Below are 13,164 nucleotides of genomic sequence, written 5' to 3' on the forward strand. Positions count from 1 at the left end.
CTGCTGCCATGCATAAAGTTCCCCCTGACTCCGCCGATAAATAAACACGAATCGCCAACCAATGAGGTGTGTATGTTTAGTCGTGTACGAGTCGTTTCCGGCCTGCTGTGTGTGCTGGCGCTGTTTGCGCTGCTGCAGATTTTTTCCGGCGGAATGTTTTTCAAAACTGTCAGCTCAGATAAAGAGAATTTTGCTTATAACCAGCGTCTGAATACGTTGCAACAGGCGATGGGCACCTCATGGGTTTCGCTTGTTCAGGCGCGCAACACCCTTAACCGCGCCGGTATCCGTTTTTTGCAGGATGCACAGATGTCGGGGTCGGGAGCCAGCGTGAAAGATCTGGTCGCCCTGGCGGGCGAGGAACTGAAACAGGCCGAAGCCAGCTATCAGATTTTCAACGATAACCTGTCAGAAAAGGGCAAAACAGCTGAAAACGTCCTGACGTTACAGGCGAACTATAAGGCCTATCACGATGCCCTGGCAGAACTGATGGTCTTCTTCACGACCGGTAACTTCAAAGGTTTTGTCGATCAGCCTACGCAGAGTTTCCAGGACAAATTCCAGAAAGATTACACCGCCTGGCTTGAGCACAACAAAGAGCTGGCACAGGAGGGTGTAAAAACAAACCAGCAGGCTTACAGCCGCTCTATCACCATTGTTATTGCCACGCTGGCCGTGACATTGCTGATGATTGTTCTGGTGTGGAACGTGATGCGTTCAGTGCTGATCCGTCCATTGCGTCAGAGCATTGAGCACATCCAGCACATTGCACGTGGTGACCTGACCCAGCCGGTGGAGATTAACGTACGAAATGAAATCGGCGAATTGCTGACTTCACTGCAGCACATGCAGCAGGAGCTGGTGCGTACCGTTCGCACTGTCCGTGATGGCTCCGACGCCATCTATACCGGTGCCAGCGAAATTTCTATCGGCAATAACGATCTCTCTTCGCGAACGGAACAGCAGGCCGCCTCGCTGGAGCAGACTGCCGCCAGCATGGAGCAGCTGACCGCAACCGTGAAACAGAATGCTGAAAACGCCCGTCAGGCGTCGAAGCTGGCGCTGACTGCCTCAGAAACCGCGCAGCAGGGCGGCAAAGTGGTGGATGGTGTGGTCACCACGATGAAAGAGATTGCGGGCAGCTCTAAGAAGATTGCCGATATCACCAGCGTGATTGATGGCATCGCTTTCCAGACCAACATCCTGGCGCTGAATGCCGCGGTTGAAGCCGCGCGTGCCGGAGAACAGGGTCGCGGTTTTGCGGTAGTGGCGGGTGAAGTCCGCAGCCTGGCACAGCGTAGCGCCCAGGCCGCCAAAGAGATTAAAGGGCTGATTGAAGATTCCGTTAGCCGCGTTAATACCGGCTCAGTGCTGGTAGAGAGTGCCGGTGACACCATGAGCAACATCGTCAGCGCGGTTACCCGCGTCACTGACATCATGGGTGAGATCGCCTCCGCGTCAGACGAGCAGAGCCGTGGCATTGACCAGGTGGGCCTTGCGGTGACCGAGATGGATCGCGTTACACAGCAGAACGCCTCACTGGTTGAAGAGTCAGCCGCCGCCGCTGCAGCGCTCGAAGATCAGGCAAGTCACTTAAAACAAGCGGTGTCAGTGTTCAATATTGGTAAAGAATTTGTCGCTCAGGCCGTTAACAAGACAACGGCGATGAAAACTCTCCAGTTAGATGCACCGTTAGCCGTTGGTCGTTCGTCTGCGTCACGCAGCGACGACAACTGGGAAACCTTTTAAACGCCCGTGGTCCGGTCGCTGTTACAGCGCCGGGCATCGCAGCAGACAGTTAATGTATTAAGTTCGGGCCAGGTGCAGAGATGAAAAAATCGACGATTTTAGATCAAAATGAGACGACAACGCTGCTGTCGCAAATGGTGCAGCGTTTGCCGCTCTCCGATACGCATTTTCGCCGTATCAGCCAGCTGATCTATCAGCGTGCCGGCATCGTATTGGCCGACCACAAGCGTGAGATGGTTTACAACCGTCTGGTTCGTCGTCTGCGTACGCTGAATATCGACGATTTTGGTCGCTACCTGGCGCTGCTGGAGTCCGATCCAAACAGTGCCGAGTGGCAGGCTTTTATCAATGCGCTGACGACCAACCTGACCGCGTTCTTCCGCGAAGCGCATCACTTCCCGATTCTGGCGGAGCATGCACGTAAGCGACAGGGCAACTTCAGCGTCTGGAGTACCGCAGCGTCAACGGGTGAAGAGCCTTATTCGATCGCCATGACGCTGGCGGAAACGCTGGGCACAGGACCTGGCAAGTTCCAGGTTCATGCCAGCGATATCGATACTCAGGTACTGGAAAAGGCGGTGGCAGGGGTTTACCGCCAGGAAGAGCTGCGCACGCTGTCACCGGCGCAAATGCAGCGTTTCTTCCTGCGCGGAACCGGTCCGCATGCCGGTATGGTGCGGGCGCGTCCCGAGCTGACCAATATGGTCACTTACGCGCAGCTTAACCTGCTGGCGAATGACTGGGCGCTGCCGGGTCAGTTCGACGCTATTTTCTGTCGCAATGTGATGATCTATTTCGATAAAGAGACGCAGGAGAAGATTCTGCGTCGGTTTGTCCCACTGCTAAAACCGGGCGGCATCCTGTTCGCCGGACACTCAGAAAACTTCAGTCAGATCAGTAAAGAGTTCTGGCTGCGTGGGCAAACCGTCTATGGACTGACGAAGGAAAGATGATGAGCAAAATCACCGTGATGTGCGTAGATGACTCTGCGCTGATGCGGCAGTTGATGACAGAGATCATCAACAGCCATCCGGATATGGAGATGGTCGCTACGGCGCCCGATCCGCTGGTCGCCCGCGATTTGATCAAGCAGTTCAATCCGCAGGTGCTGACACTGGATGTGGAAATGCCGCGCATGGATGGCCTCGATTTCCTTGAAAAACTGATGCGGTTACGGCCAATGCCGGTGGTGATGGTTTCATCGCTGACCGGAAAAGGCTCCGAAATTACGCTGAGGGCGCTGGAGCTGGGCGCGGTGGATTTCGTGACCAAGCCGCAGCTCGGCATCCGTGAAGGGATGCTGGCGTACAGCCAGATGATTGGCGACAAAATTCGTGCGGCTTCCCGTGCGCGCCTGCATAACCGCACAGCGATGCCGGTGCCGGCGACACTGAAAGCGGGTCCGCTGCTGAGTAGTGAGAAGCTGATTGCGATTGGCTCCTCAACCGGCGGAACGGAGGCGATTCGCCATGTGCTGCAGCCCTTACCGGCAACCAGCCCGGCACTGCTGATTACCCAGCATATGCCGCCAGGGTTTACCCGCTCCTTTGCCGAGCGTCTGAACAAGCTGTGTCAGATCACGGTAAAAGAAGCCGAAGATGGTGAACGTATTTTGCCAGGCCACGCCTATATCGCCCCAGGCGCAATGCACATGGAGCTGGGCCGAAGTGGTGCCAACTATGTGGTGAAACTGAATGAAGGGCCCCCGGTAAACCGGCACAAACCCTCTGTGGATGTGCTGTTCAAATCGGTGGCGATTAACGCCGGACGAAATGCGGTGGGGGTCATCCTCACCGGAATGGGCAACGATGGTGCGGCCGGGATGCTGGAAATGCACCGGGCAGGCGCCTGGACCATCGCCCAGAACGAAGCCAGCTGTGTGGTATTTGGCATGCCGCGTGAGGCTATTGCCACGGGCGGCGTGAGCGAAGTCGTAGATTTAAGCAACATCAGCCAGCACATGCTGGCGAAAATTAGCGCCGGACAGGCATTGCGTATTTAACAGGCCCGTCCCGCCGGGCGAGACAACTCAGGAGTAGATATGGCAGATAAAAACATGCGCTTTTTGGTAGTAGACGACTTCAATACGATGCGTCGTATTGTGCGTAACCTGCTGAAAGAGCTTGGCTTCAATAACGTAGAAGAAGCGGAAGATGGTGTGGATGCCCTCGGCAAACTGAAAGCGGGTGGTTTCGACTTCGTGATTTCCGACTGGAACATGCCAAACATGGATGGCCTGCAGCTGCTGCAGACCATTCGTGCTGACGCGGCAATGAGTACGCTGCCGGTGTTGATGGTCACTGCGGAAGCCAAGAAAGAGAACATTATCGCCGCCGCCCAGGCGGGTGCCAGCGGATATGTAGTGAAACCTTTCACTGCGGCAACCCTGGAAGAAAAGCTGGGTAAAATTTTCGAAAAACTGGGCATGTAAGGGGATGTGATGAGCGACTTTCCGAAACCAACTGAGGATGCCGCGGCACACGACATCATTTCACGTATTGGCTCTCTGACGCGCATGCTGCGCGACAGTCTGCGCGAGCTGGGGCTGGATAAAGCCATTGCCGATGCGGCTGAAGCCATTCCTGATGCCCGCGATCGTCTGGATTATGTTGTGCAGATGACGGCGCAGGCCGCTGACCGTGCGTTGAACTGTGTTGAAGCAGCACAACCTCATCAGGATAAAATGGAAGCCGGGGCAACCCAGCTGAAAGGACGTTGGGATGAGTGGTTTGAGAACCCAATTGAACTGGGTGATGCGCGGGAGTTGGTGACGGATACGCGCGCATTCCTCACCGCCGTGCCAGAGCATACCGCCTTTACCAACAAGCAGTTGCTTGAAATCATGATGGCGCAGGATTTCCAGGACCTTACCGGTCAGGTGATCAAGCGTATGATGGATGTGATTCAGGAAATTGAGCGCCAGCTGTTAATGGTGCTGCTGGAAAACATGCCAGAAGTCAGTGCTGAAAAGCGTCAGGAAGGCACCAGCCTGCTGAACGGACCGCAGATTCACGCTGATGCACCAGGCGTGGTGGCGAACCAGGATCAGGTTGATGACCTGCTGGACAGCTTAGGGTTTTAAGCGTCGTTCGCCCGCGTGCGGGCGAAACAGCTGAATATTATAATAAACAGGGTCACCGTCCGGTGGCCCCGTTCTGCATTGTCAGATCCATCCCCGAAAGAACGCCTGTTTTTCCCATCTTATCTCCGCTTTGACTTAAGCCAGATTTGGCATCCTATGCTCAGAATTCCTGCCAACCGAGGTTTGTCGTGTCTGATAGCGACGAGGACAAAACAGAATCGCCCACGGCCCACCGACTTGAGAAAGCGCGTGAAGAGGGCCAGATTCCGCGTTCGCGCGAACTGACATCCGTACTGATGCTGCTGGCCGGCATCATGATCCTGTGGATGGGCGGCAACATGATGGCGCACCGGCTGGCGGCGATGGTCGCCACCGGACTTCGTTTTGACCACGGCATGGTCAGAGATGACAAAATTATCGTCAGCCACATTGGCAGCCTAATCACGCAGGCACTGATGGCGCTGCTGCCGCTGATGGGCGGTCTGGTGCTGGTGGCGATTGCCGCCCCTATGCTGCTGGGCGGTATCGTTTTCAGCGGTAAATCGATCAAGTTTGATCCGAAAAAGATGAACCCGATTGCCGGCTTTAAGCGAATGTTCGCCGCTCAGGCCTGGACCGAACTGTTTAAAGGTATCCTCAAGACTATCCTGGTTGGCGCAGTGGGCTGGTGGTACATCTGGAGTCACTGGCCCGAGATGCTGCGACTGATCAGTGAAGCACCGGTGACCGCGCTCATCCACGGCATGGAGATGATTGCGGTCTGCTGCTCGCTGGTGATGCTGGGGCTGATACCGATGGTGGGCTATGACGTTTTCTGGCAGCTCTACAGCCACTTTAAAAAGCTGAAGATGTCGATGCAGGAGATTCGCGACGAGCATAAGCAGCAGGAAGGCGACCCACATGTTAAAGGACGCATCCGTCAGCAGATGCGCGCCGCTGCGCGACGCAGAATGATGGCAGATGTGCCGAAAGCCGATGTCATCGTTACCAACCCGACGCACTACTCCGTCGCCCTGCAGTACAACGAGAAAAAGATGAGTGCGCCAAAAGTTGTGGCGAAAGGGGCCGGCGAGATCGCGCTGAGAATTCGTGAACTGGCTGCTGAACACCGCATCCCGGTTCTGGAAGCACCGCCGCTGGCGCGTGCGTTATATCGTCATACCGAAATTGGTCAGCACATCCCTGGCGCGCTCTATGCTGCCGTGGCCGAGGTGCTGGCGTGGGTCTGGCAGTCGCGTCGCTGGAAGCGCGAAGGCGGCCTGATTCCAACCAAACCAAAAGACCTGCCGGTTCCGGCAGAGATGGACTTTGCAGGAGAGAGCAAAAACGATGGCTAATAACCTGGCCGTAAAGCTACGTTTACCGGGCTTTAAAGATATGCAGTGGCAGGTACTGGCCGGGCCGGTACTGATCCTGATGATCCTGTCGATGATGGTTCTGCCATTGCCGCCGTTTATCCTCGATCTGCTGTTCACCTTTAACATTGCGCTGTCGATCATGATCCTGCTGGTGGCGATGTTCACCCAGCGGACCCTGGAATTTGCGGCGTTCCCGACCATTCTGCTCTTCTCAACATTGCTGCGTCTGGCGCTGAACGTTGCGTCAACCCGTATCATCCTGATGGAAGGGCACACTGGTGCCGCTGCCGCCGGACAGGTGGTTGAAGCGTTCGGTCACTTCCTGGTGGGCGGTAACTTCGCCATCGGTATCGTGGTGTTTATCATCCTCGTGATCATCAACTTTATGGTTATCACCAAGGGTGCCGGTCGTATCGCGGAAGTGGGTGCGCGCTTTGTGCTGGACGGAATGCCCGGTAAGCAGATGGCAATCGATGCCGACCTCAACGCCGGTCTGATCGGTGAAGATGATGCCAAACGCCGCCGTGCAGAAGTGACCCAGGAAGCCGACTTCTACGGTTCGATGGACGGTGCGAGTAAGTTCGTTCGTGGTGATGCCATCGCCGGTATCATGATCATGGTCATCAACGTCATCGGCGGCCTGCTGGTGGGCGTGGTGCAGCACGGTATGGATGCGGGTCATGCCGCAGAAACCTATACGCTGCTGACCATTGGTGATGGACTGGTTGCGCAGATCCCGGCGCTGGTTATCTCCACTGCTGCGGGTGTTATCGTGACGCGCGTTGCCACCGATCAGGATGTCGGTGAGCAGATGGTCACTCAGCTGTTCAAAGATCCCCGCGTACTGATGCTCAGCGCCGGGGTGATTGGCTTACTGGGTCTGGTGCCTGGCATGCCTAATTTCGTATTCCTGCTGTTCACCGCCGCCTTACTGGGTCTGGCCTGGTGGTTGCGTGGTCGCGAAGCACAGCCGAAGAAGAAAGTGGACGTTGCAGGCAGCATCAGCAACAAACCGGCAGACACGCCTGCCGCCACCGAAGCGTCCTGGACAGATGTGCAGCTGGAAGATACCCTGGGCATGGAAGTGGGCTACCGCCTGATTCCGATGGTCGATCATCAGCAAAACGGTGAGCTGCTGGGACGTATCCGCAGTATTCGTAAGAAGGTTGCTCAGGATGTCGGTTTCCTGCCGCCGGTGGTGCATATCCGTGACAACATGGAGCTGCCGCCTGCGCGCTATCGCATCCTGATGAAAGGGGTAGAGATTGGGAGCGGTGATGCCTATCCTGGCCGCTGGATGGCGATAAACCCTGGCACGGCTGCCGGAAGTCTGCCTGGTGAAGCGACCGTCGATCCCGCCTTTGGTCTGGCAGCGGTCTGGATTGATAGCGCACTCAAAGAGCAGGCGCAGATTCAGGGCTTTACAGTCGTCGAGGCCAGTACCGTCGTGGCAACCCATCTCAACCATCTGATCGGCCAGTTCGCCAGCGAACTGTTTGGCCGTCAGGAAGCGCAGCAGCTACTGGATCGCGTAACCCAGGAGATGCCGAAGCTGACTGAAGATCTGGTGCCAGGCGTGATTTCACTCACCACGCTGCACAAGGTGCTGCAGAACCTGCTGGTGGAGCGGGTGTCGATTCGCGATATGCGCACCATCATCGAAACGCTGGCGGAACACGCGCCGGTGCAGAGCGATCCCCAGGAGCTGACCAGCGTGGTCCGTGTGGCGCTGGGCCGTGCGATTACGCAACAGTGGTTCCCGGGTAATGACGAAGTGCAGGTTATCGGGCTGGATTCAACGCTGGAACGTCTGCTGTTGCAGGCGTTGCAGGGTGGTGGCGGACTGGAGCCGGGTCTGGCCGACCGGCTGTTGAGTCAGGCACAGGCCGCATTGCAGCGCCAGGAGATGCTGGGGGCACCGCCGGTGCTGCTGGTCAATCATCCGCTGCGTGCGCTGCTGGCGCGATTCCTGCGCCGCAATCTGCCACAGCTGGTGGTGCTCTCAAACCTGGAGCTGAGTGATAACCGTCAGATCCGTATGACTGCCACCATTGGAGGCAAATAATGCGCAGACTGATCATGGCATTGCTAATGATGCCGCTGATGGCTCAGGCGGCTGGAGGGGCCTGGAGTGCCACGGCTAACGGACCGCTACTAGCGAACCGTGGCAGCTGGCAACGGGCGCAGCCGCTGACGCCACCCGCTGACGTCGGTGGGGAAGTCAGCATCATTAACTGGCGCTATGAGCTGAGCAGGCCGGCGCCCTCTGGCCTGGAAGTGCGGCTGTGCGGTGAACAGCGTTGCACGTCGCTTGAAGGTGCCAGCGGCACCACGCGCGGTCTGGCGCATCTGAATGCCGGTGAGACATTGCACATGGTGTTTGGTTTTGCTGGCAGCGGGGCGCTTCCACCCGGATTACGGGTGGTCAGCAGTGAAGTGATGGTCAATTACGAATAATGAATCAGCAACGTTGATTCCTGCGCGGGACAAGCCGATGCACACCAGATATGTGCATCGGCTGTTGCGTCGTTTACAGAGCAACAATTAACGCACTGACTATCAATCGATACATCAGGCACCGACGCAAAGGTCAGAATTCAGGCATTAACGCCTTTCATTCCCTCTTCCGAGTAACGCCCCCCTTTAACTTCTATTTGCCGGTGAAGTGCATTCAGCAACAGGATATCGTTCTCTTCCAGCTGAATATCCGCGGCCTGCGCATTTTCATTAAGATAAGCGATCTGCCTGGTGCCCGGTATCGGCACAATTCTTTCGTACTGGGCCAGGAGCCAGGCCAGCGCAATCTGCCCGGTGGTGGCGTGATATTTCTCCGCCAGTGGCGTAATCGCGTTTACAAGCTGCAGGTTGTGATCGATATTCTCCTGCTGGAAACGCGCGTTATTTTTGCGGAAATCATCCCCGGCAAAATCACTGTTCTGGCGGTATTTACCGGTCAGAAAACCTCTGCCCAGCGGGGAATAGGGCACCAGACCGATACCGAGCTGTTTCACCGCTGGCAGGATTTCTTCTTCAATGTCACGCGTCCACAGAGAATATTCCGTCTGCAGCGCGGCCAGCGGATGGATGGCGTGCGCCCGATTCAGCGTGGCAGCCGACGCTTCACACAATCCAATCCGGGCAATTTTCCCCTCTTTCACCAGACGGCTCAGACACTGCATGCTCTCCTCAATCGGTGTTGCCGGGCTGATACGATGCAGATAAAAGAGATCGATACGCTCGACGCCCAATCGTTTCAGGGAGGCATGGCAGCTGTGGGTAATGTAGTCCGGCTGATTGTTAATGGTACGGGCATAAGCCTCATCTGCCGGACGCTCAATACCACATTTGGTGGCGACGGTGAACGTCAGGCGTTCAGCCTTGCTCATCCCGGCAAGAAACTCACCGATCAGCTGCTCATTGTGGCCACGTCCGTAAAGATCGGCGGTATCAATGAAGGTGATATCCAGGTCGCGCAGCTGGATAAGCAGCTGGAGAGACTGGCGGTCGTCGGAGTGACCGTAAAATTCGCTCAGCCCCATCGCGCCATAGCCTATGGCGCTGACATCCAGGCCCTGACTTAAGGTTCTCTTTTTCATTGTTTCTCCTCGTGAGTGAAAGGCGATTGTTTCACCCCGCGTGAAAGCAATGAATTGCTCTTTTCGTCATGCAAAAAAGGTATCAGGAAAGGTAAGGCCGGGGACAACACAGGAGCGGGCGGAACCGCGCATCATCAGCCACAGGCAGCGCAGCGTAAGAGGGCGGCGACTCAGTCCGATGAATGCGGGTGAGCGTCGTGATCGGCTGACTGTGAAAGCACGCTCAGCGCATTCAGCACTGCCGCATTTTTTTCATTGGCGCGAATGGCCGCATAAACATCAATCGTCAATTGCCGCGCCGCGCTTTCAGTCAGCGGGCGATAACAGAGTCCTGCCTGGTTAAAGGTACATTTTGACTGCGGCATCAGGGCGAATCCTTTGCCTCTGGCGATGTGCGACAGCATCAGCAGGGAATCATCCGGCTCTCTTATTCGTTTTAGCGTGACGCTGAGCGTCGCAAAGTAGCGTTCGCATTTATCGTAAAACTGCGGATTGGCACTGCGCGCAAACCAGAACAGCGGCAGGTCAGACAGCGCGTCCAGTGAGACCTTTTCTGTTGCCAGACTGGCAGGGTGCTTTGACGGCATAGCGAGCAGCAGCGGTTCACGGTAAACCCAGGTGTACTTAACCAGAGTTTCCGCTTCAGGACCTTTTTCGCCAGTGAGAATTAAATCCAGGCTGTTTTTGGCCAGGCTTTGCAGCAGTTGAGCGGAGGTCAGGCTGGGCATCTCCATTTCATCGCTGGCATGGAAACTGGCGAGCTGCCGGTTAAGCGGTGCCATTAATTCAAAGTTGAGCGTGCGGGTCAGTCCGATACGTGGTCGCACGGCAGCAGGCTGCTTTAGGCTATTCAGCGCGGTAAGAATCGATTCTGCTTTTGCAACCAGCGCACGGCCAGCATCGGTGAGCATCACCTCATGAGTCGTACGGCTGAACAGCGGCTGACCGAGCAGATCTTCCAGGCTCTGAACCTGACGGGTGAGCGGCGGCTGCGTCATGCTGAGACGTTCTGCGGCCCGGCGAAAATTAAGCTCGTGCGCAACAGCCAGAAAGCACTGCAATTGTTTTATGGTGGGAAGATGACTGCTGATAAGGTGCGCGGCGACAGACATAACACCATCCTGCTGCGGAAATTTGGGGGGCGTTCAGAGCGGAAAACTGAGAACAGCAACGGAGAGGGAAATCCCTCTCCGTTTTACAGATTACATGCGCTCGACGGTGTCGATACCCAGAGTATCCAGACCCTGCTTCAGCGTCTTCGCCGTCAGCGCAGCCAGCTGCAGACGGCTCAGGCGCGTTGCTTCTGATTCTGCGCTGAGAATCGGGCAGTGCTCGTAGAAGCCGGAGAACAAACCGGCCAGATCGTAGAGATAGGCACACATCACATGTGGCGTGCCGTCGCGAGCGACCTGTGTAATGACCTCTTCAAACTGTAGCAAACGCGTGGCCAGCTGCGCTTCGCGCTCTTCACTGATCACAATCTCTGCATCCAGCGAATCGGCATTAATGCCCGCTTTACGGAACACGGAAAGCACACGGGTATAAGCATACTGCATGTAAGGCGCGGTATTGCCTTCAAACGCCAGCATGTTATCCCAGTCGAAGATGTAGTCGGTGGTGCGGCTTTTTGACAGATCAGCATATTTGACAGCACTGATACCCACCACTTCCGCCAGGGTTTTCACTTCCGCTTCGCTCATCTCCGGGTTCTTCTCACGCACCAGCGTGTAGGCACGCTGATAGGCTTCATCCAGCAGATCAGAAAGTTTGATGGTGCCGCCGCTACGTGTTTTAAATGGCCGTCCATCTTTGCCCAGCATCATGCCGAATGCATGGTGCTCCAGCGGCACAGATTCCGGCACATAACCCGCTTTACGGACAATCGTCCATGCCTGCACCAGATGCTGATGCTGACGTGAATCGATGTAATAGAGCACGCGATCGGCGTTCAGCGTTTCGTAACGATATTTCGCACAGGCGATGTCCGTCGTGGTGTAGAGGTAGCCACCATCCTTTTTCTGGATGATGACGCCCATCGGCTCGCCTTCTTTGTTCTGGAATTCATCCAGGAACACCACGGTTGCGCCTTCGCTCTCGACCGCTAAGCCTTTCTGTTTCAGGTCGGAAACAATGCCGGGCAGCATGTCGTTATAAAGACTTTCACCCATGACATCGTTGCGCGTCAGCGTCACGTTCATGCGGTCGTAGATTTTCTGGTTCTGACTCATGGTGATGTCGACCAGCTTCTTCCACATCTGGCGGCAATATTCATCGCCACCCTGAAGTTTCACGACATAGCTGCGCGCACGCTCGGCAAACTCAGGATCTTCATCATAAGTGCGCTTGGCTTCACGGTAGAAGCCTTCAAGGTCGGCCAGCGCCATCTCTGCGTGATCTTCATTCTGCTGCTTTTCCAGGAACGCGATCAACATGCCGAACTGCGTACCCCAGTCGCCAACGTGGTTAGCGCGGATGACGTTATGACCAAGAAACTCCAGCGTACGCACCGCCGCATCACCAATGATGGTGGAGCGGACGTGACCGACGTGCATCTCTTTTGCGACATTAGGGGCGGAGTAGTCGACCACGATGGTCTGCGGCTCAGCCAGCTGCACGCCAAGGCGCGGCAGGCTAAGCGCCTGACGGGCGTGTGTTGCCAGCCAGTTGTGGTCAAGGAAAATATTAATGAAACCCGGCCCGGCAATTTCAACCTTGCTGGCGATGCCGGTCAGGTCGAGGTGCTGAATCACCGCTTCCGCTAATTGTCGCGGTGCCTGTCCCAGCTTTTTCGCCACGGCCATAATACCGTTGGCCTGATAGTCTCCAAACTGAACCCGTGCAGACTGACGAACCTGCGGTTCGCAATCGGCGGGTGCGCCGGCTAAAACCATTGCCTGACTGACTTTTGCGGAAAGAAGTGCCTGAATATTCACCGAGTTACCTTCATAAGCTGAACAACGCCCTGGGCTGCTAAACCGGGCTGTCATCATCTTGCCTTAGCACATCGCGTTACGGCGGGGCAGAAACGGATGGGGCAGACAAAATGGAAAAAAATGAGGGGAAAAGTATACGTGAATTGTGGATGGGCGTCAGCAGTTGGATGAAGCGGGGAAACAGAGCTGAAGAAGATGTTTCCCGGAGGCGTTAGCGACGTCGCAGATGACGACGTGGGTTCTTTACGCTTTTATCTTCAAGCACCTTCCAGTGGCGCGAAATTGCGAATCCCATCAGTGCGATCAGGACAGCGACAACGATGAGCATAGACATATAGCCATTCCTTTTGTTTGTGTTAGGTCAAATTTATAGGAAGGCAGAGAATGCTGCAATTGTTTACCAGTCAATTGAGAGTTATCTTATTGTATTAAAGAAGTTGATTATA

General features: G+C 55.8%; 12 protein-coding genes. 8 read left to right on the forward strand and 4 right to left on the reverse strand.

Going from position 1 to position 13,164, the window contains the following annotated elements; translation table 11 throughout:
* Positions 1-72 precede the first annotated feature (72 nt).
* From P2R09_RS10485 to P2R09_RS10520, 8 genes are all read left to right on the forward strand, one after another.
* Entirely contained in the window at positions 73-1,749 is a 1,677-nt protein-coding gene (locus tag P2R09_RS10485; RefSeq protein ID WP_275769419.1) for a methyl-accepting chemotaxis protein, read from the forward strand.
* Between the two features lie 80 nt (positions 1,750-1,829).
* On the forward strand, positions 1,830-2,702 hold the full coding sequence (cheR, locus tag P2R09_RS10490; RefSeq protein WP_003849153.1) for a protein-glutamate O-methyltransferase CheR: 873 nt from the start codon (positions 1,830-1,832) through the stop codon (positions 2,700-2,702).
* On the forward strand, positions 2,702-3,751 hold the full coding sequence (locus P2R09_RS10495) for a chemotaxis response regulator protein-glutamate methylesterase (RefSeq protein WP_003849155.1): 1,050 nt from the start codon (positions 2,702-2,704) through the stop codon (positions 3,749-3,751). Before cheR ends, P2R09_RS10495 begins: the two co-directional genes overlap by 1 nt.
* 39 nt (positions 3,752-3,790) lie before the next feature.
* Positions 3,791-4,180 carry a chemotaxis response regulator CheY gene (gene cheY, locus P2R09_RS10500; protein ID WP_003849158.1) on the forward strand — a complete coding sequence of 130 codons (390 nt, stop codon included), beginning with the start codon at positions 3,791-3,793 and terminating at the stop codon, positions 4,178-4,180.
* A gap of 9 nt (positions 4,181-4,189) precedes the next feature.
* Positions 4,190-4,831, forward strand: a complete 642-nt coding sequence (gene cheZ, locus P2R09_RS10505; RefSeq protein WP_003849160.1) for a protein phosphatase CheZ — start codon at positions 4,190-4,192, stop codon at positions 4,829-4,831.
* Between the two features lie 188 nt (positions 4,832-5,019).
* The gene (gene flhB, locus P2R09_RS10510) at positions 5,020-6,168 is read left to right on the forward strand and encodes a flagellar biosynthesis protein FlhB (RefSeq protein WP_003849164.1); all 1,149 of its coding nucleotides are present in this window, start codon (positions 5,020-5,022) and stop codon (positions 6,166-6,168) included.
* Positions 6,161-8,254 (forward strand): flagellar biosynthesis protein FlhA, encoded by a 2,094-nt coding sequence (gene flhA / locus P2R09_RS10515; protein ID WP_008925371.1) that lies wholly within the window; start codon positions 6,161-6,163, stop codon positions 8,252-8,254. Before flhB ends, flhA begins: the two co-directional genes overlap by 8 nt.
* Positions 8,254-8,646, forward strand: a complete 393-nt coding sequence (locus tag P2R09_RS10520) for a flagellar protein FlhE (RefSeq protein ID WP_008925370.1) — start codon at positions 8,254-8,256, stop codon at positions 8,644-8,646. Before flhA ends, P2R09_RS10520 begins: the two co-directional genes overlap by 1 nt.
* Before the next feature lie 140 nt (positions 8,647-8,786).
* On the opposite strand, the gene P2R09_RS10525 is transcribed toward P2R09_RS10520, so the two are convergent.
* From P2R09_RS10525 to P2R09_RS10540, 4 genes are all read right to left on the reverse strand, one after another.
* Positions 8,787-9,785, reverse strand: coding sequence for an aldo/keto reductase (locus P2R09_RS10525; protein WP_275769431.1), 999 nt, complete (start codon positions 9,783-9,785; stop codon positions 8,787-8,789).
* A gap of 170 nt (positions 9,786-9,955) precedes the next feature.
* Positions 9,956-10,897: a LysR family transcriptional regulator gene (locus P2R09_RS10530; protein WP_275769432.1), complete on the reverse strand. Its 942-nt coding sequence runs from the start codon at positions 10,895-10,897 to the stop codon at positions 9,956-9,958.
* 90 nt (positions 10,898-10,987) lie between these two features.
* Positions 10,988-12,718: an arginine--tRNA ligase gene (gene argS, locus P2R09_RS10535; RefSeq protein WP_275769433.1), complete on the reverse strand. Its 1,731-nt coding sequence runs from the start codon at positions 12,716-12,718 to the stop codon at positions 10,988-10,990.
* A gap of 211 nt (positions 12,719-12,929) precedes the next feature.
* The gene (locus P2R09_RS10540) at positions 12,930-13,052 is read right to left on the reverse strand and encodes a hypothetical protein (RefSeq protein WP_275769434.1); all 123 of its coding nucleotides are present in this window, start codon (positions 13,050-13,052) and stop codon (positions 12,930-12,932) included.
* Positions 13,053-13,164 lie beyond the last annotated feature (112 nt).

Origin of the sequence: Pantoea sp. Cr_R13 (assembly GCF_029222565.1) — a bacterium.
GTDB lineage: Bacteria > Pseudomonadota > Gammaproteobacteria > Enterobacterales > Enterobacteriaceae > Pantoea > Pantoea eucalypti.